20 protein-coding genes are annotated in these 22660 nt (G+C 59.0%); 11 read left to right on the plus strand and 9 right to left on the minus strand.

Annotated elements, in window-relative coordinates; translation table 11 throughout:
• Positions 1-16: 16 nt before the first annotated feature.
• Positions 17-1138, minus strand: a complete 1122-nt coding sequence (locus MWU54_RS15845) for a serine/threonine protein kinase (RefSeq protein ID WP_247085642.1) — start codon at positions 1136-1138, stop codon at positions 17-19.
• A 205-nt stretch (positions 1139-1343) separates the two neighbouring features.
• Here MWU54_RS15845 and MWU54_RS15850 point away from each other — a divergent pair, with 205 nt between their 5' ends.
• The 9 genes from MWU54_RS15850 to MWU54_RS15890 all read left to right on the plus strand — a co-directional run bounded on the left by MWU54_RS15850 (position 1344) and on the right by MWU54_RS15890 (position 10226).
• A complete protein-coding gene (locus tag MWU54_RS15850) occupies positions 1344-2420 on the plus strand; it encodes a hypothetical protein (RefSeq protein ID WP_247085644.1) in 1077 nt (358 codons plus the stop codon).
• An 82-nt stretch (positions 2421-2502) separates the two neighbouring features.
• A complete protein-coding gene (locus MWU54_RS15855; RefSeq protein ID WP_247085646.1) occupies positions 2503-3621 on the plus strand; it encodes a hypothetical protein in 1119 nt (372 codons plus the stop codon).
• Between the two features lie 65 nt (positions 3622-3686).
• On the plus strand, positions 3687-5621 hold the full coding sequence (locus MWU54_RS15860; protein WP_247085648.1) for an ATP-binding protein: 1935 nt from the start codon (positions 3687-3689) through the stop codon (positions 5619-5621).
• Positions 5622-6230, plus strand: coding sequence for a hypothetical protein (locus MWU54_RS15865; RefSeq protein ID WP_247085650.1), 609 nt, complete (start codon positions 5622-5624; stop codon positions 6228-6230). It abuts the gene before it with no gap.
• 154 nt (positions 6231-6384) lie between these two features.
• The gene (locus MWU54_RS15870) at positions 6385-7719 is read left to right on the plus strand and encodes a DUF6638 family protein (RefSeq protein WP_247085652.1); all 1335 of its coding nucleotides are present in this window, start codon (positions 6385-6387) and stop codon (positions 7717-7719) included.
• A 2-nt stretch (positions 7720-7721) separates the two neighbouring features.
• Positions 7722-7988: a hypothetical protein gene (locus tag MWU54_RS15875; RefSeq protein WP_247085654.1), complete on the plus strand. Its 267-nt coding sequence runs from the start codon at positions 7722-7724 to the stop codon at positions 7986-7988.
• A 12-nt stretch (positions 7989-8000) separates the two neighbouring features.
• Positions 8001-8645: a DUF1523 family protein gene (locus MWU54_RS15880; protein ID WP_247085656.1), complete on the plus strand. Its 645-nt coding sequence runs from the start codon at positions 8001-8003 to the stop codon at positions 8643-8645.
• 61 nt (positions 8646-8706) lie between these two features.
• On the plus strand, positions 8707-9231 hold the full coding sequence (locus MWU54_RS15885) for an ester cyclase (protein WP_247085658.1): 525 nt from the start codon (positions 8707-8709) through the stop codon (positions 9229-9231).
• Positions 9228-10226 carry a LacI family DNA-binding transcriptional regulator gene (locus MWU54_RS15890; RefSeq protein ID WP_247085660.1) on the plus strand — a complete coding sequence of 333 codons (999 nt, stop codon included), beginning with the start codon at positions 9228-9230 and terminating at the stop codon, positions 10224-10226. The genes MWU54_RS15885 and MWU54_RS15890 overlap by 4 nt, the downstream gene beginning before the upstream one ends.
• A 20-nt stretch (positions 10227-10246) precedes the next feature.
• Here the strand turns inward: MWU54_RS15890 and MWU54_RS15895 are convergent, their stop codons facing one another.
• From MWU54_RS15895 to MWU54_RS15920, 6 genes are all read right to left on the minus strand, one after another.
• On the minus strand, positions 10247-11221 hold the full coding sequence (locus tag MWU54_RS15895; RefSeq protein ID WP_247085811.1) for an ester cyclase: 975 nt from the start codon (positions 11219-11221) through the stop codon (positions 10247-10249).
• Positions 11222-11233: 12 nt separating this feature from the next.
• Positions 11234-12106: a DmsC/YnfH family molybdoenzyme membrane anchor subunit gene (locus MWU54_RS15900; RefSeq protein WP_247085662.1), complete on the minus strand. Its 873-nt coding sequence runs from the start codon at positions 12104-12106 to the stop codon at positions 11234-11236.
• A complete protein-coding gene (locus tag MWU54_RS15905; RefSeq protein ID WP_247085664.1) occupies positions 12106-12867 on the minus strand; it encodes a 4Fe-4S dicluster domain-containing protein in 762 nt (253 codons plus the stop codon). Before MWU54_RS15905 ends, MWU54_RS15900 begins: the two co-directional genes overlap by 1 nt.
• The gene (locus MWU54_RS15910) at positions 12864-13013 is read right to left on the minus strand and encodes a hypothetical protein (RefSeq protein ID WP_247085666.1); all 150 of its coding nucleotides are present in this window, start codon (positions 13011-13013) and stop codon (positions 12864-12866) included. The genes MWU54_RS15905 and MWU54_RS15910 overlap by 4 nt, the downstream gene beginning before the upstream one ends.
• 8 nt (positions 13014-13021) lie before the next feature.
• Complete coding sequence (locus tag MWU54_RS15915; protein ID WP_247085668.1) at positions 13022-15850, minus strand: molybdopterin oxidoreductase family protein; 2829 nt, start codon at positions 15848-15850, stop codon at positions 13022-13024.
• Between the two features lie 109 nt (positions 15851-15959).
• Positions 15960-17093, minus strand: a complete 1134-nt coding sequence (locus MWU54_RS15920; RefSeq protein ID WP_247085670.1) for a citrate/2-methylcitrate synthase — start codon at positions 17091-17093, stop codon at positions 15960-15962.
• Positions 17094-17129: 36 nt separating this feature from the next.
• On the opposite strand from MWU54_RS15920, the gene MWU54_RS15925 reads away from it, so the two are divergent.
• Positions 17130-17993, plus strand: coding sequence for a phosphate acyltransferase (locus MWU54_RS15925; protein ID WP_247085672.1), 864 nt, complete (start codon positions 17130-17132; stop codon positions 17991-17993).
• A gap of 1 nt (position 17994) precedes the next feature.
• Here MWU54_RS15925 and MWU54_RS15930 read toward each other — a convergent pair whose 3' ends face one another.
• Positions 17995-19155, minus strand: coding sequence for an acetate/propionate family kinase (locus MWU54_RS15930; protein WP_247085674.1), 1161 nt, complete (start codon positions 19153-19155; stop codon positions 17995-17997).
• A 2-nt stretch (positions 19156-19157) separates the two neighbouring features.
• Positions 19158-20936 (minus strand): sulfoacetaldehyde acetyltransferase, encoded by a 1779-nt coding sequence (xsc, locus tag MWU54_RS15935; protein WP_247085676.1) that lies wholly within the window; start codon positions 20934-20936, stop codon positions 19158-19160.
• A 274-nt stretch (positions 20937-21210) separates the two neighbouring features.
• Between xsc and MWU54_RS15940 the strand changes: the two genes are divergently transcribed.
• Positions 21211-22605 carry a hypothetical protein gene (locus MWU54_RS15940; protein ID WP_247085678.1) on the plus strand — a complete coding sequence of 465 codons (1395 nt, stop codon included), beginning with the start codon at positions 21211-21213 and terminating at the stop codon, positions 22603-22605.
• The last annotated feature ends 55 nt before the right edge of the window (positions 22606-22660 follow it).

Consider the following 22660-nt stretch of genomic DNA (forward strand, 5'->3'; position numbering starts at 1 on the left):
CGAAATCGCTTCCCGGTCACTGAACGGGGAAGTAATCCTCGCAATCGCCGTCGCGATATACGTCAGCCGTGCAGCAATGCAGGCCTCCGCCAAAGGCATAGGCGTCGCGCAATTCCACCGGGATGACCTCCATCCCCAGCTTGTCCATCTGCTCCATCTGGTAGACCTCGGACGCCTCGACACAGACGGTTTTGGGATCCAGCACCAGAACGTTCATCGACAGCCAGGTGGACGAATAGCACAGCGGTGGCGGCGTGTTATGCGCCGGTTGCGCGGCATCGACGATTTCCCAATCGTTCTTCTTGAAATACTCCCGCTGTTCGTCAGGCAGACGCCGGTTCGGGTTGTTCAGGATCAGACCGGGACGCAGCGGTGTGAAGGTTGCGTCGATGTGGATCGGGTACGGATCACCCGGGAAATTCACCGCGCGGACGCGGTGATCGGGGAAGTGACGGCGCAACCATTCGATGCCCTTGAGGTTCGTGGTGAACCCGTGCTGCACGATCAGGTCTTTGCCAAACCGCAGAACGTCAGCCGCATCGAACAACGGCTCTTCCTCGGTTGTGACAAAGTGCTTTTCTGCCGTCCATTTGAGACGCTTTTCGATACCGATTGCCTCAGACAGGTAATCGTCGTGGTAATCTGCGTCTGTCAGGCGCGGTTTCGGCGCGGCCTCGTGGCGGAAATTGGGATCTTCCTCCCAGTATTTCTGCATCAACGGCCGGAAACAGAGGTATTCAAACCAGCGGCAGCGATAGGACATCGTGGCCTCAAGGATTTCGTGGCCCACGGTCAAGAGCACATCGCGCGGCGGCATGCAGCCGAACTGGCTGTCGGTGTGAAAATCAGGCGTGGTCACGGGCAGGCTGAAATCCGTGGGCGTCGGGCGATCCACCCGGATGCCACGTTTGCGCAGCTGATCGGCGAAGGTGTCGAGCAGTTCGTTGGCGCGGTCGATGGTTTCCTGCGGGCGGCGACCCCATTGGCCGCGCATGTCGCTGTCTTCGGGCACTTTGGCATCAAGCGCAGGTTCTTCCGGGGGGATGTGGCAGTCATCTGCTTTGCCCACGATCACATGGCGTAGGGTGTCCCACTCGTTCCAACTTTTGACCTGCGTTTTATCCGGCGACCAAGACATCGCGCCCCTCCATCGTTGTTCAAAAGAAACCCGTCTTTCATTCTTGCGGAATTGGCAAGTGAATTTGCGGTCGCGCCCTACCCCATCGCGGCTTTCTTTTCATCGCGGCATTTGCAAAACTCGCCTGACATATCGAACAACCGGGGATGTAAATCATCTTAACATTCCCTATATTTGCTTCAAAGCATTGATCGGAGGGACTGAAATGGCGGAATTTGATACGCAGGTGCGCGAGAGCCAGGCGCAGGTCGCAGAGGCGCAGGCCAAGATTGCCGAACTGACAACCCGCATCGAAACCGCCCGGGCGCAGATGAAATCGGGTGATGACGTCACTTTCGACATAGAAAATGCCACGCTCGATGATGTCCATGCCCATACCGACGTGATGAACGCCAACATTGCCGAACTGATCATGGGTTTGGACGATGTGACTGCCGCCTTTTCAAAAGATTTTGACGAGATGCGGTCCAAGACCGGTTGGGAAAGCTTTGTCGGGTTCTTTTCGCGCGGGAAATCTGAATCCATGCGCCAGGAGCGGATGAAGACGGCGTCAATCGACGACAAGCTTCAGGATCTGATCGCGAAGTCCGATGTGATCGTCACGCTGCTTCAAGGCCAGCTGAACCTGCTGAACGAACAAAAGGACAAGGTTGAGGCAAACCTGTCCGAAACGCTGGACGACCGGGAAGCAACCGTGGGCGAGCTGGAAGCCGTCCGCGCAGATATCCTCGGGATGGATCCGAAGATCATTGAACTGGAAAACAAGATCAGCGTCGAACAGGATGCAGCAGCGCGCACCAAACTGGAAACCGAACTGGCGGAATTGAACGCTGCCTATAACGCGCTGGTGCAGGACGAACAGGTCAAGCTGGCCAAATCGCAGACGCTGGAACGCTATATCGAGAAGGGCAAGACCTGGATCGACTCACTGCAGAACCAAGCGGCGACGCAGATGGTGCTGATCAACAAGCTGCAGACAGACACCAAACAACGCGTTGTCCTGTATGATGCGCTGACCAAGTCGTTGAAGACCGCACAACAGCAAGATGTGGCGCACCGGATCAATGAAATCGGTGTGCAAACCGATCAGGAAGCGCAATCCGCGATGGCCGGGATCGGGGCCGCAACAAATCAGCGAATGGCGGATATGCTGGAAAGCCACGAGGACCATATGGTCTTTGCCCGCGAGGTGCTGGAGGCGAAGGCCAAGGCGGACGAGCGCTTTGCCCGTCGGTTCCAGGCGATTGTCGAGAAACACGACAAGAACCTGTACGGGGCGTAAGCAGCGATGGCTTCTGTTAAACTTGCTTTTCTGATCGTGGTTTTGCCGGGCCGCCGATTGGGTCAGTTGCCGACGTCAAACAATGACTGACACGCGCAAAGACCACCGCGGCCTGCCCGACACCCAAGCCAGCCGTCGCTATTTCGCCAAGTTCGACAAGATCCTCACCCATCTGGGCCGGGTCGCCGCGATGCTGCATGTGGAAAAGCGGCTGACCAAGGACGAGGTTGAAGTGGTGGCGCGCTATGTCACCAGCATCGCCCTGACCTTTCGCGCCCTGTCGATGAAGTACCTGCTGGTCGGTCGTGACACCGGGCAGTTCTTTGGGTCACTGACGATGGACGTCAAAGACAGCGGCTTTCCCACCACGACAGAGCTTCTGGTGATGGCCAACGATGCCGCGCAGGCGGAGCAGCATCTGAAAACCATGCCCTCCACCGATGCGCTCAAAGACCAGATGGTTGCCGAGATTATCGGAGACCAGTCGATCCCGACACGGTTACAATTCTCGTTGAGTCAGCGTCTCTATTATGAAGACCTCACACGCGGGAAACTGTTCTGGGCGCGCAATGACCCGCAATGCCTGTGGCTGGACGGGGTCGAACCGCGCAGACGTTACCTGTTGCATTGGGGCGTCTATGACAGCCAACTGAACCTGCCGACGATCTACCTGATGGAGGTCGAGGACAGCGGGCGCGACGCTTTGCCGAAAGACGACCGGCGCTGGCCCGAAGTGCAGGCACATCTCATGGCGCAGTCCCTGGGTGGGTTGAAGCTTTTGACCATTGCGCAGGGGTTTGACGAAACTTTTGATCACCTGCACCCAAAACGACTGCGTCGTTTTCACATCGGCCCGATGTATTCGCACAGCTTTACGCAGCAATCCGGACCAATCCGGGATGTGCTGGAACAGGCGCGCGCCCCGGAAGGGCAGGATTGGGCGCTGGCCTGGACGCTGGAAGAGCTGGCAAGCGAGCACGTCCGCGAAGAAAAATCCGGTTGGTTTTCCAGAGTAGAGCGCGAGGTGTTTGCACTTGATCCCTTCGCCGGGCGCGGGGCCGAAACCGGCACAACCACGACGCAGCGCATGGTTATCATGCCGGAACGCCCCTTCCAGGTTTTGTCCGAACGCAACCCACCCGGCTTTGGGTCTGTCCGCAAATTCGTGGTGAGCGATAATGGTCGGGTGCTGAGTTATTGAATGGACCGCCTGTGGAACTGTCAGGCCGTGCATATTTGTAAAAAGAAGAAACAGGGGATGCGCCCATGTCTGTGACCTCGGATCTGATGGAACTGCGCGAAAGCGAAATTGTGAAGCATTATCCGGCTGCCAATGCGTTGCTTGACGGGTTTGATCACACGCCGCGCATTGCTGCCGGGACGCAGCCTGCCGTGGCAGAGCGGTCGGCAGGCCTTGGCACGCGGCGGCGGTTTCGGACCACGACACCGGGATTGGTCACCCGATCCACGGCGCGGGCCGAAGGGGTGCACCTGTTGGACAGGATTGCAGCATCGGATGACGATGATCCGCTTGTCTCTCCGGCACAGGCATCGGTCATGCATGGCCTGCGGCGCGGGCTGGCGATTGCCTTGGCGATGGGCGAGGCGTTTTCAGAGGCGACGGGATTGGCCGATCTGAAGCGCGCGAATTTGCAGGGATCTTTGGGTGCAGATCGCAAGGCGGAGTTCACCGCGCTTTTGGAGGCCGAAGCGTTGGCGCTGGGGCATGTTTTTGCTAATGCCTGCGCCTATCTGCTGGCTTCGCAGGCGAGTGAGGTTTCGGTTGAAATCGGCGAAGTGCAGGAGGTTCTCACCGACAATGCGCAGCTTGCCCTGCATGGCGCGCTTTGGGAGTTGGACCAGAAGCTGACGCTGCATGCCAGCGATGACGCGCGGCTGATCGCGACGGTGCTGGCGTTTGCCGAACAGTTCATGGAACGGGTGTCCCTGCGCGCACAGAATGCGGGGCGGTTGGGGGCGTTTGCGTCTGCCAACTGGCGGGTGGAGGCAGATGACCTGACAATCCGGGGCTTCACGCCTGCGTCCAAGGCCAAGGGCACCACGCTCACCATGCAGTTCAAAAAGCCGAACGAAGTGGTGGGCAACCATATCGCCAAGTATCAGGCGATGCGGCTGGCCAAGATGCTGATGGCTTATGATTTTGAACGCCGGTTGAACCCTTTTGCGGAACTGGGGGGCTTCATCTTCACCTTCATGGGCGATGGCGCGCCGGGAACCGGGAAAACCACGCTCATTCAGATGATGGCGGGAATGGTGAACGAGTATTGTCAGGTGGCGGGCTATCCGTTCCGCTACCAGAACTTCGGCATCGACAATATCGACAGCTACCAAGGCAAATCCGGCCAGAACGCTAAGGCGTTTATCAACAACGTGCTGGACCCGTCGGTGATCGGGTTCGGCACCATTGACGACATCGACCAGATCGCGGGCAAGCGGGGAGACCGGCAGTCCAGCGCGGGCCAGCAAGAGGTCACGGCGGTGTTCATGGAGGCGTTTGCCGGGGCCAACACGGTCGTTCGAGGGAACTGCACGTTCGGGATGTTTTCGAACTACCCCGAGAACGTGGACGACGCACTACGCCAGCGGGCGGGGGCGCGGTTCCTCGTGGACGGGCCACAGACGCGGGAGGATTACATCGACATCCTTGCGCTGCTCATGGGCAAGAAGCACGACATTCCCTTGGGCGACCATGAACTCTATGCCGCGCAACAGATCAAGAAAGCGGTCGCGGCGTCGTTTGAATCGCACAACCGGCCTAAAGAGATTGGGCTGCTGGAGGTCTATGACCGTGTGTCGTCGGACATTGGTGCGCTCGACACGATTGCCAAGATGGGCACCTACCTCAAGGCCATTCAGGAGGCCGACCCGCGCTTTACGGGCCGGGCGATCAAGAACATCACCGATGCGGTGAAGGTCCGCGCGATGGATTTTGAATTGCCGGATGAATGGATGGAGCAGCCGGAGCTGTTCCTGTTCAAACCGTATGACGAGAAGGCCGCGATGATCGAGGAGTTGCGGCGGCCGATCACGGTCGAGATGGTGATCCAGGAGATCAACCGCTACGCGGATTCCGAGTTCAGGTACGCTGACAAGTCGGATGAGGTGGCGATTGACGCGATGGTGCGGGACTTTGGGCGTCAGGAAGAGGCGAAGCGGCGGTATTTGGAGGGGAAGGGGTAAGTGTACGAGTTACCGCACACACCAGATATTCTTTCTGCATTTGGCTCGCTCATCACGGGTGTGGCAGCTTTGGCAGGCGCTACAATTGCTGGTTTCGGTTTGGACCGATGGAAAAAACAACGAAAATGGGAGCAAGAAGATGAACTAGCCCGCCGCCTTTTTGTAGGATTTCGGAAGCGTTATGATGCTTTCAAAGGTGTGCGAGGCGCATTCTTCTTTGCTGGAGAACTGGCAAAAGCCAAACGAGAATTGGAAGATGTTGGTACAGAATATGATGATACGACAGAAGGTGCGACAATCATTCGTTGGCAGCGCTTGGAGCGCATTCGCGACGAGCAATACGGTGATATAATTGAAAGTGCAGCTCTTTGGGGCGTTGAGATCGAAACGCTCGAAGCAGAGCTGTTACGCATAGAGCAAAGAGTGCTTTTGGCTCAGCAAGAGTATTATCAACTCAACAAAGATAGAAGCACACCGGATGCTCGAAGAAGCCTCCCGGAAGTCGCGAGAGTAGCCTTTAGTTCCGCTGAAGATCCGACGCACGAGGAATATGAAAAAGTAATTGGCGACGTTCGGCAAATATTAGTTCGGCGAATGGATCGAAAATGAGGCGAATTAATCTTTCACCAAACAGACTTCTTGTGAGGGCTTCAGCCTGCGCGGCAAAGCCGCGACGCGCCCGACCCGCCCCCCAGGGCGGGCGCGTTCCGCACCCACCCTCGGGTCGGGCGCATCGCTTTGTGCTATGTGTTAGGTGTAAAGCATGAACCGCCTCATCCAATCCGGCCTGATGTTCGGCAACCTGATCCATGTGACCTCACCTGCGCTGGTGGAGCGGTACAACCGGGCGCTCAAACATCTGACGGGCAAGACCACCGAACAAACCGATTTCCACATCGACATCTCTGGCTTCTCACCCGAGATCGGGGACGAATTGAACGATCCGCTCTACCTCAACCACAACGGGGTGAACCGGCAGTTCATTCTGCTGACGACGCAACAGAAGACGGCGCCGCTGCTCGAGGCGAAGTTCTCGACCTCGCGGGGGATTTTGCGGCAGTTCATTGAAGCGAACGAAAGCCAGTTGTTCGCGCTCACCGCCAAGGATGCGGTGGCGGGGGAGCTGGTGAATTCGGTGTTTGACGTCACCAGCCCCGCGCGCCTGTTTGATATCGGCACAATCACGATCGAGGCGGATACGACCCAAGGCACGCTGCGCGATGCGGACAGGCTGGCCTCTCTCGTGGACCGGTTCAAGACGGAAGACGACGGTTGGCACGATGACGTGCTGATTGCAGAGATGATCGGCCTCGCGAAACGCACGGGTGACGTGGTGCGCAATCCGGTGCGGCTCAAGGAGATGAGCTTCAGCCAGGAGAATTTCCACACCAGCCATTTCGGCGGGCTCTATGTCTTTCAGGGGATGGATCACCCGGCGGTGATTTCGTCGGGTGAGGCGGTGGAGGACGTGCCCATCAAGTACAGTTTCGGCTTCAAGCATCGCAACCAAATCGCGAAATTTCTGGAATACAACGATCTGGTGGAACCCATCGTCAAGGCGCGTGGCATTGATGCGGCGGCGATCCTGCGGCAGAAGATGGATTTCATCGTGGTCGATGCAGCCGGTGATGCGCAGGTCGATCTGACCGGGGCCACAAGGCGCGACATTCGCGGTCTGGCGCGGCGCATCTCGGATCGGTTGCCGCCGGAATGGCACGCGCTTCAGAAGCTTGTGCAATGGGCGGAAGGCGACGCAAGCTGGCCGCGGATCAGCAGCGACCATCCGGCCTATTTCTACACGCTGCGCGCGGCGGATGTGCCGGATGCGGACCTTGTGAACATGTTGCTGTCAGAACTGTCGCCCAAGGATATCCGGCAGCTTTATATCTGCCACAAGGAAGAGTTCTACCGCCGCTATCGCGGCTGGAGCGACACCAAGAAGGCCTATGTCGTCGATTTCCTGACCCGTGAATACGTGGCCGACAAGGCCGGTGCGCGCGAGGCGCTCTTCGGCCATGACGCGCCGCTTGAAGAACCGGCACCAATCCGCGACGATATCGTGGCGCGCGTTGGCCCCTGGGGCGCTGTACGGAGGTAACTATGTTTGCACTTGGTCGGTTGTTGGTGATCGGGTTTCTTGTCCTGAGTGTCGTCTATATCTGCGTGTCGCTCTATTCCCGCGCGGTGCGGCGCGATAAACTGGAAAAGGAATGGGACGAAGACATCCAGCAGGGCGACCGAGAGACCTTTGTCGAGGCCGGTTTGCGCGAGTATGACGGATCTCTGCGCCGCAAGCTTATTCTGGGGGTGTATATTGTGCCCCTGACGCTTATGTCTGCGATCATCTATTTCACGAATTTCCACTAGGGGGACACCGCCGTGGGTTATATCAAGTGGGCTATCATCCTGACGTTCTGGTCCCTTTTCGCGGCGTTCCTGCATTACACGCTGCCGCAACATGACGTGGCACGGATCACCGACACTGAAGTGCGCCGCATCGACCCCGGTGAAAACCGCTGGTTCTGGGCATCGGCGGATGCGGGCAGCGATGCGACCCTAGGCAATCGGGACGTGTTCTTCATCTCGGCCGTTCTGACCAATGGCAAGGTCATGGTGTACCGAAACGAGGACACCAGCTGGGGCTGGCCGCCGTATTTCAAGTTCGACACCTCCAACCTGCAGGCCGAAGCGGCAGACCTGCGCAGCACGTCGGCCGATCCGCAATGGGTCGTGATCCGGCATTACGGGTGGCGGAACGAATTCCTGACCATCTTTCCAAACGCGATCTCGATTCGCGCGGTGGACAGTCCGGATCAGCGGATCATCCCCTGGATCAATATCATCATCCTGACCACGCTTGCCGCGATCTTCTGGGCGATTTGGGTCCGGTGGAGACGCTTCCGTCAGGCCCGGATCGATCCGGTTCTGGAAGACATGAACGAAGGTCTTGAGGCCGCGGGTGACAGCATTGCCGAAAAGCGAAGCGGCATCCGCAGGTGGCTGGACAGCTGGAAGTCAAAGTAACGCCCTTGCCAAACCTGTGCGGTTGCGGTCACTGTCTTGCAAACGCATGCAGCGAGGTAACATGGCTGGCGCACGACCGGAACAGGCGGTTCTGACCCGCGACACGGATTTGTCCAAAACAGACGACACGCGACGCGTGATCGAAGGGATGGTTGATGGTCTGAACGATCATCGCATCGCCGATATCGGCGAGTTTTTCGCGGAAGGCTTCCGCTGGATGGGCAACACAGGGTGCGGAACCAAAGAGGGCTTGCGGGACTTTCAGGAAAATTGGCAAAAGCCGTTCCAGGCCGCGTTTTCCGACAAGGTCTGTATCGACGAAGCGCGCCTTTACATGGGCGAATGGGCGGCGGCCTTTGGTCGGCAAGAGGCCGTGCATTCCGGAATGTTCATGGGGGTAGAGCCGACCGGCAAGAAGGTCACCATCCGCTACATGGATTTCTGGAAGGTCGTGGATGGAAAAATCGTCGACAATTACGTGATGGTCGATTTCCCCCACGTGCTGGCCCAACTGGGCGTTGACGTGTTCAACGGCGAAGGCTGGGAAGCCTTTGACAGGGGCGAAAAGGCCCCACCCGAACCATGAGCCCGACCGGGAAGGTGACGTCTCTGGACGTTGCCAAACGCGCGGGCGTCAGCCGCTCTGCGGTCAGCCGGGTGTTTACACCGGGCGCGTCGGTCAGTGAACGCACCGCGCAAAAAGTCCGCGACGCGGCGGATGCGCTTGGATATCGCCCGAACGTTCTGGCCCGTGCCATGCTGACCGGCAAGAGCAAGATCATCGGGCTGGTGGTTGCCTATCTCGACAACCATTTCTACCCGAAGATCCTTGAGCTTTTGTCCGAGGCGCTGGAGCGCGAAGGGTATCACGTGCTGGTTTTCATGGCCTCGCACACCGCCAGCGATATCGAAGATGTGGTGAGCCAGATCCTGGACTATCAGGTTGACGGGCTGGTGCTGGCGTCAGTTGCGCTTAGCTCTGATCTTGCGGATCGGTGCCGTGCATCGGGGGTTCCGGTTGTGTTGTTCAACCGGAAGGTCGAGATCGAAGGCGAGCTTGCGGTTGTGTCGGACAACCGAACGGGCGGACAGATCGTGGCACAGCATTTGATTGACCTTGGGCGCACGCGGATTGGCCATATTGCGGGTTGGGAAGGCGCAAGCACGCAGCGTGATCGCGAGGCGGGCTTTATGGAAGGGCTGCGCGCCGCGGGTCTGGGCCTTTATGCGCGCGAGGTGGGGGATTTTCGGCTCAATCGCGCAAAGGATGCGGCGCGGCGCATGTTTGACACCGATGCGCGGCCGGATGCCGTTTTTGTGGCCAACGACTACATGGCGTTTGGCGTGATGGATGTTTTGCGGGCGGAACTCGGATTACGTGTGCCGCAAGACGTTGCCGTGGTGGGCTTTGACGATGTGCCCAGCGCGGGTTGGCCTGCCTATGATCTGACGACGGTTCGGCAGAACGCGGCGGCGATGGTGGATGCGACGGTGGCGGCACTCATCACGGAAATCAGCGGGGAGCGCGTGGATGCGCCGGACCCGCTTGCTGTTGAACTGGTCAAACGCGGCACGACGTGAACCGGCAAACGCGACGCGTCTTACAGATCGCCGGTGCCCAGCAATATCTGTTTCCAGATCGCGGTCTCGTCGATCAGTGTCCATTCCCTGCGTACACCATAAGGGCCGAATTCAGCATGGGTGATTCCCATGATGTAAACCTCTGCCTGGGTCGGCGTGCCGAACATGCCCCAGCCGGCATGCGCGCCGTGTAAGGACCAGCGCACCGCTGCACGCGGTGGCGACAGTGGGTCGTCCATGCCAACCGCGTGGTCAATCGAGAACGCGGCATTGGGAAACGCCGCATGTAGCGACATCCAGAACCGGTCCGCATCCTGGTGCCCGACGCCGTCAACGTTACCCGGATAGGCCAATTCCGCCGCGCGATCATATTCGGTAGGGACAATCGACATCTCTGCAGACGCCATCCGCGTCAGGATATCAGCAAGCTTTTCGCCCCATTCGCTGTCATTGCCTTTGCCGGAATAGGGCCCCGGAAGATCGGTGGCAGGTGTCATCGGTTTGACGCAGGCGTCAGGACCACCTTCACGCGCAATCAGGTCGCGCGTCCAGGTTACGACATCCTGCCCCATCTGGCGCACAATCGCGCCCTGGTCGCGGACCAGCCATTCGTCCTGAACACCGTTTTCGCGGCACCAGCAATCAGCAAGAATGCGATACGCAAGTTTGTGCCCGGTGGGCGCACCGTACATGCCTGCGCCTTCATGGGTCGCCGTGCAATAGAGCCGGTGGGATGACAGGAAGCTGTCTTCGCCCGTCGGACACCATATCACGTCTTCCCCAAGCAATTCGCGGTTTGGAAATTCAGCCAGCGTTGCCTGCGTTGCCGCGATAATCCCCGCATTGCCCTTGATCACGGATGCAGGTGAGCGAACGACGAGGTCAGGTCCGTAGTAGTCGTGCAGCGTGTGGATCCCGCGATCTTCCCAGATATCCTTGGTAATCCCCAGAATGTAATCCGGCACATTGGCCCAACGCGGATCGAACCCCGGCATGAATGACATGATTCAGCGCATCCCGTAATAGAGGCCGACGACATGCTCTGCCTCGGCAAAGAAAAGCCACCGCGAAACAAGCACACCCGCCACATGGCTGAGCAACGCGAGCACTCCGAAGACGTGTGGAAACGGCAGCATCAACAACAAGACCGGCACCACCAACATCAACGCCAGCGCGATCAGGCGCAGTTTTTCTGCATGGCGGCGGCCAATGGTATAGACCATTTCATTCAGCAGATAATTCGTCCCGGTATGCGGCGGCTCGAACGCGCGGACCTCTCCGATATTGCCAAGGCCCGTCGCGGTGTTCATGTCCGTCCCGCTTTCCTTGAACCGCGTATCACCGGTTTTCCACCAGACGAACTGCAGCCCGCCTGCAATCACCAGCAGCACAAGCGCGATGGTCACGCGACCCGACAAAAGCGCGCCGCCTGCGATAGACAGGGCGATGAACAGAACCGAAGTAAGAACCGTGTTCCACCGCGGCACAGTTTTGAGCTGCGCATAGATCATCGACGTCGTGTACACCGTCATCAGGCAAAAGAACGCACCGATCCAGCCAAGGACGTGGATTTGCGTGTCGAAGAACACCAACAGGAACGCGTAAATTCCCATCGAGACAAGTGCCGCAACCGCGCACCACGCCTCTCGGCTGAGCCAGCTTGTCTGCCACTGCGTGAACGCTTTAATCGCCCGTTCGGGGCGGCCAAGGTGGAAGGTCGATGAAATCAGTCCGCCAACCGCGAAGATGTAGCCAATGGCAAAGAATGCAAACGCCACCCATCCGGTCGGCGCGGTTGTGTCCACGCCCAGCCAAAAGAGCAGGCCCAAACCAAGGCCGGAAAACGTGCTGAACGCAATGATAGACGGGGCCGGGTGCATCAGATCTTCTCCAGCGTTTTGTCGAGCCAGCCAAGGAAGCCTTTTGGTTCTTCCGCGACGGGGGCAAGCAGGGGCGCGAGGATATCAATCTCTTCGCGCGGGCTTTCGTTGAGTCTGTCCTTGGGCCGTGGTGGCAGGTATTTGTTCACCGGCTTGGTGCCCTGTTCCGGCATCAAATCCATCCCGCCGCGTTCGGCCACCAACTGGCTGACCTCACTGTCAGGATCCCCTAGATCGCCGAAATGCCGCGCGTTCGATGGGCATGTCCGCACGCAGGCGGGCACGCGGTCTTCCTCGGGCAGGTTGTCGTTGTAGATGCGATCCACACAAAGGGTGCATTTCTTCATCACCCCTTCCGCCTGATCCAACTCGCGCGCGCCGTAAGGGCAGGCCCATGCACACAGACCACAGCCGATGCAGTCTTTTTCATTGACCAGAACAATCCCGTCCTCAACCCGCTTGTAGCTTGCGCCAGTTGGACAGACCGTGACGCAGGGCGCGTCTTCGCAATGCAGGCAGGATTTGGGGAAATGGATCAGTTGCGCCGGGCCGCTTTCGGGCTGCACCTCATAGGAATGGATGCGGTTGAGGAATGTACCCGACGGGTTCGCGCCATACGGGTCCTGATCCGACAACGGCGCGCCGTAATTCTCGGTGTTCCAGCCTTTGCAGGAAATCACGCAGGCATGGCACCCGACGCAGGTATCAAGGTCGATGACCAAGCCCATTTTGCGTTCGGTTTTCTCGGGTAGCATCGTCATGCGCGGTGCTCCTCTTCCAAGACCTCAATTGCCGGGACATGGCTCAGGGCCGGTTCGGCGTCCTTGTCCCAGGTTTTCACAAACCAGATGAAGCTTCCCACCATGCCCAGCAAGATCACGACGATCAGGCCGAGCGTTGCTTTCATTGGCCCGTTCATGTCTCGACCTTCCAGCGCAGTTCATCCGGGCCTTGGCCCACGGGGGATTTGATCGGCGGTTGCACAGGGTGTGCCTCTGCCACGGCGTCGACCTTTTCGATCTTCACCCGCAGATCGAACCACGCCGCCTGCCCGGTGATCGGATCGGAATTGGCCCAGCGTAACCCGTCGCCCTTGGGCGGCAGCAATTCGTGGATCAGGTGGTTGAGCAGAAAGCCCTTGGTCGCCTCGGGCGCGTCTTTGTCGAGCGCCCACGCGCCCTTGCGCTTGCCAATCGCGTTCCATGTCCAGATCGTGTTTTCGTTCAGCGCCGCCATATGGGCGACTGGCACGGTGATCTCTCCATGTGCAGATGTGACCTTGGCCCATTCGCCAGTCTTGAACCCATGCTGTTCCCACAGCTTGGTTGGCAGATACATCGGGTTGTGCCCGTGGATTTGCCGCAACCATGCGTTCTGCGTACCCCACGAATGATACATCGCCATAGGTCGCTGCGTCAGTGCGTGGATGTTGAATTCTTCGGTATCAACGCGCCCGTCCTCGAACGGAGCGTACCAGATCGGCAGCGGGTCCAGCGTGTGCTTGATCCGGTCGCGCAGGTGATCCGGCGGCTGACGGTCGCCATGCCCTTCGGCAGCCAATTGGAACTTGCGCATCGGTTCGACGTAAAGCTGGAAGATATACGGCGCGGGCGCATCGTAGAGGCCGATTTCCACCGCCCAATCCTGATACGCCTTGTTCCACGGTTTGTAGTACAACCCTTGGTCCGGCACATGCGATGACCAGAACCCGCCATTGGCGATATAGCTGTCAAGCTGGCCTTCGTTCACGTCACCGCGCCCTTCGGTCAGCCCGGTTTCCCCCATACGGAAGCCCGCCAAGGGGCCAATACCGGGGCGGCGCTGGTGGTGGGTAATGTAGTCAGCGTAATCCGCATATTTCTGGCTGCCGTCTTCGTTCACAAACCCCGGCAGGTTCAGCTTGGCACCAAGCTCACACAACACCGACTGGAAGCCGCGCACATCGCGGTCAGGCTCCACAACAGGCCAGCGGATCGCGTCCGCCGCCGCATCCGCCTCGCAGATCGGGCGGTCGAGCAATGAGATACAATCGTGACGTTCCAGATAAGTCGTATCGGGCAGGATCAGGTCTGCGTAGGCGACCATTTCCGAGGAATACGCATCGGAATAGATGATGCGCGGGATCACGTAGTCACCGTTCTCATCCGTATCGGTGAGCATCTTCATAACGCCCGTCGTGTTCATCGACGAATTCCACGACATGTTGGCCATATACATGAACAGCGTGTCGATCTTGTAAGGATCACCCGCATAGGCGTTCGAGATGACCATATGCATCAGCCCATGCGCGCTCATCGGGTTTTCCCAGGTGAACGCCTTGTCGATGCGCGCAGGCGTGCCGTCGTCCTTGAGGCACAGATCATCAGGCCCGTGCACGAACCCAAGATGCGGACCGTCCAGCGGCTTGCCCGGAGTCACCTTGCAATGCGGTTTGGGATGCGCCGTCGCGGGTTTGGGATACGGCGGCTTGAACCGGAACCCGCCGGGGGTTTCGACACTGCCCAGCAGGATTTGCAGCACATGCAACGCGCGACAAGTCTGGAAGCCGTTGGAATGCGCAGAGATGCCCCGCATTGCGTGGAAGGACACAGGACGCCCCACCATTTTTGCGTGTTTCTCCCCCCGGAAATCGGTCCATTCTTGATCAATTTCAATCGCTTCCTCAAACGCCACCCGCGCGATCTCGGCCGCGATGCGCTTGATACGCTCTGCCGACACACCGCATGTGTCGGCCACGTTTTCGGGCGCGTATTGCGGGTCAAGGTAACGCTCGGCCAACAGGTGCATCACCGGCTTGTGGGTGATCCCGGCATGGCGGTAGCTGGCGGCAAGATCAGGCTTGACCCCCGGCTTGTCGAACGCGGTCAGCTTGCCTGTGACCCGGTCCATGACCAGTGGCTTGCCATCGTCGTCTTTCAGGAACAGCCCATGTTCCGGCGACTTCGGATCGCCATTCACCAGCACTGGCGCGTTGGTGAACCGCGCAAGGTAATCAAGGTCGATCTTCCCCGCTTTCAGCAACTCATGCACCAACGCCAGAATGAACAAACCGTCAGTGCCGGGTGTGATCCCAACCCAATCATCCGCAATCGCGTTGTACCCGGTGCGGATCGGGTTGACGCCAATCACCTTGGCCCCGCGCGCCTTGATCTTGCCAAGGCCCATCTTGATCGGGTTGCTGTCATGGTCTTCGGCCACACCAAACAGCATGAAGAGCTTGGTATGGTCCCAGTCCGGCTGACCAAATTCCCAGAACGCACCGCCCATCGTGTAGATGCCAGCGGCGGCCATGTTCACCGAACAGAACCCCCCATGTGCGGCATAGTTCGGTGTCCCGAAATTCTGCGCCCAGAAAGACGTAAAGGATTGCGACTGGTCGCGCCCTGTGAAGAACGCCAGCTTTTCGGGGGCCTCTGCGCGCAACGGCTCCAACCAGCCTTTGGCGATGCCCAGCGCTTCTTCCCACGAAATCTCCTCGAACTCGCCCGAGCCACGCGGCCCGACCCGCTTCAACGGCGCACGCAGACGCGACGGCGCGTTGTGCTGCATGATCCCGGCGCTGCCCTTGGCGCAGAGGACGCCCTGGTTCACAGGATGGTCACGGTTGCCTTCGATATAGGCCACCTTGCCGCCCTTCATATGCACGTTGATCCCGCAGCGGCAGGCGCACATGTAGCAGGTCGTCTTGCGCACCTCGTCTGACACTTTCGGTGACAGATTAAGCTCTGGCTGGACGTGACCCATGTGTTTTCTCCCTATCCTGCCAAGGCCGCGCTTGGTCAGATTTGGCGACAGTGTTTACGTTTCTGCCGCAATGGTAAAGCAGCAAAATGCAAGCGCTTACATTCCATCTCTATCGTTCTTCAATCGGCAGCCAATTGCGCGGTTCCGGCCCGTTATAAAGTGTCAATGGACGGATCAGGATATTCCCGCGCTGCTGTTCCAGACACTGGATCACCCAGCCCGGCATCCGGCCAATCGCAAAGATCGGAACGTACAGATCCATCGGGATACCGTGCAATTGGTAGATAACGCCCGAGTAGAAATCGACGTTCACGTTCAGACCGTGGCGGCTGTAGGGTTTCATCGCCTCAACAACCGCTTGCAGAATTTCGTACCATTCCGGCGCGCCCATCTCTTCGCCCAGCTTGCGAACGCCTTCCCGCATGTGCCGCGCGCGTGGGTCTTCAGCGCGGTAAACCCGGTGGCCAAACCCGGTCACAGCCTCGCGGTTTTTGCGCTTGGTTTTGACATACTCTGCGGCTTTGTCAGGTGTGCCGATTTCCTTGACCATCTTCATGACGTCTTCGGCCGCACCGCCATGTGCAGGGCCAGCGAGCGTGCTAAGCGCGGTGACAATCGCGCCATGCAGGTTCGCTTCGGTCCCGACAGTCACCCGCGCTGCAAAGCTGGAGGCATTTGCGCCATGTTCGGCGTGCAAGACAAAGTCGACATCGGCAAGGCGCGCAGCAGCCTCGGACGGCTTTTCGCCCTTGAGCATCCACAGCCAGTTCGCCGCGTGGCTGAGGCTTTCATCGGGCGCGATGGGATCACGCCCGTTGCGGATCGCCTCATGCGCGGCAATCAGCGTCGGCACCTGTGCGGTGAGCTTTAGCCCGTTGCGCTGAAACGCCTCTTCGCCGACTTGCTGGCTGTCTAAATCAAGCGCGGCCAAGGCTGACACACAGGTGCGCAGGACATCCATCGGGTGTCCGTCTTTGCACGTGCGAATGATCTCAAGCACCGCATCCGGCACCGCGCGATAGCTGCGCATTTCCGCGTCGAACGCCTCCAGCTCGGAAGCGTTTGGCAATTCGCCCCGCATCAAAAGGTGGCACACCTCTTCAAACGTGGCGTGCGCTGCCAGATCGTGAATGGAATAGCCGCGGTAGTGCAGCGTTCCCGCTGATCCATCGATATCGCTGACACCTGAGCGTTCAAAGTAAATGCCTTTCAGGCCACGGTTGATCTTGACGGCATCGGTCATTGCGGGCTCCTGTGTGACGACGATTTGGAGGGATGTATGAGCGTTCTCGACACCGCGCGCGACGTCGCACGCACAGCAAACGCCCGGGTGGTGTTTCCGGAACTGGACGATCCCCGCGTGGCGGGCGCGGCAGAGCGTTTGGCGTCTGATGGATTGTGCCAACCTGTTCCGGTGAGTGAGGTCGTAACTGAGGCGCAAGTGGCGGCCCTTGTTGCGACGCGCGGTACAAAGGAAGCGCTGGCGCGTCGGATGTTGCAAAAGCCGCTGTTCCGCGCGGCGGCAATGGTTGCCGCAGGTGAGGCGGATGCGATGGTCGCAGGGGCGGACAGCCCGACCCGACGAGTCATTGAAGCAGCGAGCATCGCGATTGGCTTGGCAGACGGCGTTGCAGTCCCATCGTCGTATTTCCTGATGGTGTTCCCGGACGGGCGCGAATTCATCTTCGCCGATTGCGCAGTGAACGTGGCGCCGGATGCGACAGCGCTTGAAGCCATCGCGCGCGCATCGGCGGATACAGGGCGCAAATTGCTGGAGGATGCCCGTGTCGCGCTCTTGTCGTTCTCAACCGGGACCAGCGGCGCGGGGAACAGCGTTGATATCGTCCGCGACGTGGCAGACGCGACGGGGTACTTGGGACCAATCCAGGCGGACGCCGCATTGAACGCGGCGATTGCCGAGAAGAAGGGTTTGGGCGCGGGGGATGCCAACGTGCTGATCTTCCCGTCGCTGGACGCCGGCAACATCGCGTACAAGCTGTGCCAGGAATTGGGCAAGGCGCAGGCAGTCGGTCCGTTCCTGCAAGGGTTTGCCAAACCCGTCTGCGATCTGAGCCGCGGCGCAACGGTCGACGACATCGTCGCCTCGACGCTGGTGACCATTGCTTTGGCAAAAGGCACGTAAGTCACGCAGCCTCCAAAAGCGCAAGCGCGTCGAGCGCAATCATCCGCTCTTCTTCCGCCGGGATGACCCAGATCGCAACTTTGGAACTGTCCGCGTGCAATCGGGGGCCCGAGCGGTGGTTGAAGTCCGGATTGATCCGCACGCCCGCCCATTCCAGACCCCGCAGGATACGCGCGCGGACGCCCACTGCATTTTCGCCAATCCCACCGGTAAAGGCGACGGCGTCCAGACCTTCCATCGCCGCAATCAGCGATCCGGCATGGCGCAGCGTCCAATAGCAGAAGTGTTCCACAGCAAAGGCACTGTCAGCAGACGCGTCGAGCATCAGCTTGCGCATGTCCGACTTGCCACCAGACAGCCCAAGCAAGCCGCTCTCATGGTTGAGAATGGCCTTGGTGCGCTCAAGCCCGTTTTCTTCGACAAGCCGCAGCACCGCGTTGGCGTCGATCCCGCCAGAGCGGGTTCCCATGGTAAGGCCGTCCAGTGGCGAATAGCCCATTGTCGTCGCAACCGATTGACCATTATGGATGGCACAGAGCGACGCCCCGTTTCCAAGGTGGAAGGCCAGCAACCGCGAGGGTAGCGCTTCGCCAGACACTTCCGGCAAGCGGCGCACCAACGACGCATAACTGAGACCATGAAACCCGTAACGGCGAATACCCTTTGTCTCCATCATCTTGGGGATCGCATAGCGCGTCGCAACACTCGGGTTCGTGGCGTGGAACGACGTGTCAAAGCTTGCGAATTGAGGCAGGTCCGGCGCAAGCCGCGCCAGCGCCTCCATCGGGGCAAGGTTGTGTGGATTGTGGAGAGGCGCAAGCGGCGTGCAGTTGGCAATCTCGGCGCGGACCTCATCCGTGATCCGCATTGGCGCTGTCAGCTTGCGCCCGCCATGCACGACGCGGTGACCAACTGCGCGCAATGTGTCAGGTGTGATTCCGCGATCAGCCAGAGCCTTCAAGATCGCCTCCAGCGCCGCACGGTGATCGATCAACGGAACGTCCCGCTCATCCTCCCCAACCCGCAACTTGGACGCGCCACCGATGGCCTCTGCCATGCCCGAAAGCGTTTCGGACACGGTCTCGTCAAATACGGCAAACTTGATCGAGGACGACCCCGCATTCAGCACCAGAACAGAGGTTGCCTGTGCGGGGTCCCCCATGATTAAGCGACCTTCTGCGGGCGCATATCTGCCGGGTCGATGCCTGCCACTTCCACCGGCTTTTTCATCGCATCACGGCGGAACGGTTCGCCCAGTTCCTGATTGATCATCGCTTCGATCAGAGTGGTCTTGCCGTTCTCCATCTGGTCCTTGATCGCCTGGTTCAGCGCGTCGGTCAGTTCGTCCATGGTGCGCGCAACGACACCCTTGAGCCCACAGGCCGACGCGATGGCCGCATAGCTGACGCCCTCGTCCAGTTCTGTGCCGACAAAATTGTCTTCGTACCACAGGGTCGAATTCCGCTTTTCCGCACCCCACTGGTAGTTGCGGAACACGATCTGGGTGATCGCAGGCCATTCCGGGCGACCAATGGCCGTCAGTTCGTTGACCGCTATGCCAAACGCTCCATCACCGGCAAAGCCGACAACCGGCACGTCCGGGCACCCGATCTTGGCCCCAACGACAGATGGCAAACCATATCCACATGGCCCAAACAGACCCGGCGCAAGGTATTTGCGGCCTTCTTCGAACGACGGATAGGCGTTGCCGATGGCACAGTTGTTGCCGATGTCCGACGAAATGATCGCCTCTTTCGGCAACGCGCTCTGGATTGCGCGCCATGCCATGCGAGGGCTCATCCAGTCGGGCTTGGACGCGCGCGCGCGCTCGTTCCACGTGGTGCCCGGATCGTCGTCTTCGTGGTCCATCGACGACAGTTGCTGCGCCCAAGTGGATTTGGTTTTGGCGATGGTCGCTTTCCGCTCTTCGCGGCCTTCGTCGCCAGCGGTGTCAGACAGACGCGCAAGGATACCTTCGGCGACCTTCTTGGCGTCACCCACGATGCCAACGCTGACCTTCTTGGTCAGGCCGATGCGGTCGGGGTTGATGTCGACCTGAATGATCTTCGCATCTTTGGGCCAGTAGTCGATCCCGTAGCCCGGCAGAGTCGAGAACGGGTTGAGGCGTGTGCCAAGGCACAGCACCACATCTGCTTGGCTGATCAACTCCATACCGGCCTTGGAGCCGTTGTAACCCAGCGGGCCTGCAAATAGAGGATGCGAACCGGGGAACGCGTCGTTGTGCTGATAGCCCACACAAACCGGCGCGGTCAGACGTTCGGCCAGTTCCATCGAGGCCGGTATCGCGTCAGCCAGAACCACGCCAGCACCGTTCAGAATGACCGGGTTCTTTGCAGATGACAGAAGATCTGCCGCTTGCTGGATCGAGCTTTCGCCACCCGAGGGACGTTCGAATTCGACAACTTCTGGCAGATCAATGTCGATCACCTGAGTCCAGAAATCCCGCGGCATATTGATCTGCGCCGGGGCCGACGCGCGCTTGGCGTTCAGGATCACGCGGTTCAGAACCTCGGCCACACGGGTCGGGTCGCGGACTTCTTCCTGATAGGCGACCATGTCTTCGAACAGCTTCATCTGTTCAACTTCCTGAAAGCCACCCATGCCGATGGTCTTGTTTGCGGCCTGCGGTGTGACCAGCAGCAAAGGCGTGTGGTTCCAATAGGCGGTTTTCACAGCCGTCACGAAGTTGGTGATCCCCGGCCCGTTCTGCGCGATCATCATCGACATCTTGCCAGACGCCCGGGTGTAGCCGTCGGCCATCATCCCACCAGAGCCTTCGTGCGCGCAGTCCCAGAACGTGATGCCCGCTTTGGGGAAGATGTCGGAAATCGGCATAAAGGCCGACCCGATGATGCCAAACGCATGTTCAATGCCATGCATCTGGAGGACTTTGACGAACGCTTCTTCGGTGGTCATTTTCATGGTGGCTCTCCCAAACAAGAGCACCGACCAAGCGGTCGGCGCGATTGAGGCGGACAGTAGCGATGAGTCGAAATTGCCAGTAGGTCCAATTCGACCCCCAAGTTAAGTCCAAAACTGCGAGCTAAGTCACTGAACACGGCCACGCATTCCGGTGCAGAACCACGGTTTTGCTGCATTCCGGTGCTATTTGGGCCGAATTCACGCTACACTATACTGGCGATGATGGGGCATACCCCATTCGATACGTTTCGTGAGGCCAGAGGCAGGCAAAACGATGCCCAATGCACTGGCTACCCTTGCGCTGGCAATCTGGCCGGTCGTGACGGTGGTCCTCTTTTTAAAGCTTCCGCCGGGGCGCGCTGTTATCGCGACCCTGGTGATTGGGTATTTGTTCCTGCCCGAACCACCGGCCGGCTTTGATTTCCCGCTTGTTCCGCCGTTGACCAAACACACGATTCCCGCGCTCAGTGCGCTTGTCATGTGGATCTGGATGTACGGCCATGACAAGAATTTCCTGCCGCGATCTCCGGTGGTGAACGTGCTGTTTCTGCTCTTTGTCTTCAGCCCGATCGCGACAACCGTCTTGAACACGGAACCGGTGGAATGGGGGCAGTTTCAAATCCAGGGGATGAGTGTTCGCGATGCGTTGGCCATCGTGATCCAGCAAGTGCTGCTGATTATCCCGTTCCTGCTGGCCCGGCGGTTCCTGTCGACCGCCGATGATCAGCGCGATTTGATGTATGCGTTTGTGATCGGCGGATTGCTGTATGCGATCCCGATGCTGATCGAGATCCGGCTCTCACCGCAGTTGAATTTCTGGATTTACGGATACTACCAGCACGACTTTATCCAAACCATGCGGTTTGGCGGCTTCCGCCCGATGGTCTTCTTGTATCACGGCATCTGGGCCGCGTTCTTTATGCTGATGGCAATACTGGCCGCCTACGCGCTGTGGCGAACAGAAAAGACCGGAAAACCGTGGAAATTACTCATCGCTGCGCTTTTTCTGACGGGGATTCTGGTGCTGGCCAAGTCACTGGGCGCGTGGATTTTTGCAGCGGTGCTGATTCCGGTTGTCGTGTTCTTTGGGTCGCGTTGGCAGATGCGGCTGGCAATCTTTATCGCGGCGTTTGCGATTGCCTACCCGGCGCTGAAAGGTCTTGACCTTGTTCCGCAGGATCGACTTCTGGAATATGCCGAAGGCATTGATCCGGCCCGCGCCCAATCGCTGGGGTTCCGGTTTGGTAACGAAAATCTGTTGCTGGAGCGGGCAAGCGAAAAACCCCTGTTCGGCTGGGGCAATTACGACCGCAATCAAATCATGGACCCGGCCACCGGGGATATTGAAACCGTCACGGATGGCCGGTGGGTGATCCTGATCGGGCAATTTGGCTGGCTTGGGTTTCTTGCGGAGTTCGGTCTTTTGGTGTTGCCCGTGTTCATGCTCTGGCGCGAAACGCGGTACCGCACACCCGAGAGTTATTCCCTTCTGATCGTTCCAATGTCGCTGATGCTCGCCATCAACGTGTTCGACATGTTGCCCAATGCGACACTGACCCCCCTGACATGGCTGATGGCGGGTGCGCTGACCGGATATGCAGAAACGCTGAAGAAAACGCGCCATTCTTACCCAACAGCAGAACGGCTTGAATGGAAGCCGGTTCTTTAGGAAAAGCGTGTGACTCTGTCTGCGTTCTTGCCGCCGATTGTCCGCGATTCAGACA

The organism is Marivita sp. S6314, from assembly GCF_023015985.1.
GTDB lineage: Bacteria > Pseudomonadota > Alphaproteobacteria > Rhodobacterales > Rhodobacteraceae > Marivita.

Coding starts and splice junctions, on each gene's coding strand:
- MWU54_RS15845 (WP_247085642.1), bottom strand. CDS start 1,138: ATGTCTTGGTCGCCGGATAAAACGCAGGTCAAAAGTTGGAACGAGTGG.
- MWU54_RS15850 (WP_247085644.1), top strand. CDS start 1,344: ATGGCGGAATTTGATACGCAGGTGCGCGAGAGCCAGGCGCAGGTCGCA.
- MWU54_RS15855 (WP_247085646.1), top strand. CDS start 2,503: ATGACTGACACGCGCAAAGACCACCGCGGCCTGCCCGACACCCAAGCC.
- MWU54_RS15860 (WP_247085648.1), top strand. CDS start 3,687: ATGTCTGTGACCTCGGATCTGATGGAACTGCGCGAAAGCGAAATTGTG.
- MWU54_RS15870 (WP_247085652.1), top strand. CDS start 6,385: ATGAACCGCCTCATCCAATCCGGCCTGATGTTCGGCAACCTGATCCAT.
- MWU54_RS15875 (WP_247085654.1), top strand. CDS start 7,722: ATGTTTGCACTTGGTCGGTTGTTGGTGATCGGGTTTCTTGTCCTGAGT.
- MWU54_RS15885 (WP_247085658.1), top strand. CDS start 8,707: ATGGCTGGCGCACGACCGGAACAGGCGGTTCTGACCCGCGACACGGAT.
- MWU54_RS15890 (WP_247085660.1), top strand. CDS start 9,228: ATGAGCCCGACCGGGAAGGTGACGTCTCTGGACGTTGCCAAACGCGCG.
- MWU54_RS15895 (WP_247085811.1), bottom strand. CDS start 11,221: ATGCCGGGGTTCGATCCGCGTTGGGCCAATGTGCCGGATTACATTCTG.
- MWU54_RS15900 (WP_247085662.1), bottom strand. CDS start 12,106: ATGCACCCGGCCCCGTCTATCATTGCGTTCAGCACGTTTTCCGGCCTT.
- MWU54_RS15905 (WP_247085664.1), bottom strand. CDS start 12,867: ATGACGATGCTACCCGAGAAAACCGAACGCAAAATGGGCTTGGTCATC.
- MWU54_RS15910 (WP_247085666.1), bottom strand. CDS start 13,013: ATGAAAGCAACGCTCGGCCTGATCGTCGTGATCTTGCTGGGCATGGTG.
- MWU54_RS15915 (WP_247085668.1), bottom strand. CDS start 15,850: ATGGGTCACGTCCAGCCAGAGCTTAATCTGTCACCGAAAGTGTCAGAC.
- MWU54_RS15920 (WP_247085670.1), bottom strand. CDS start 17,093: ATGACCGATGCCGTCAAGATCAACCGTGGCCTGAAAGGCATTTACTTT.
- MWU54_RS15925 (WP_247085672.1), top strand. CDS start 17,130: ATGAGCGTTCTCGACACCGCGCGCGACGTCGCACGCACAGCAAACGCC.
- MWU54_RS15930 (WP_247085674.1), bottom strand. CDS start 19,155: ATGGGGGACCCCGCACAGGCAACCTCTGTTCTGGTGCTGAATGCGGGG.
- xsc (WP_247085676.1), bottom strand. CDS start 20,936: ATGAAAATGACCACCGAAGAAGCGTTCGTCAAAGTCCTCCAGATGCAT.
- MWU54_RS15940 (WP_247085678.1), top strand. CDS start 21,211: ATGCCCAATGCACTGGCTACCCTTGCGCTGGCAATCTGGCCGGTCGTG.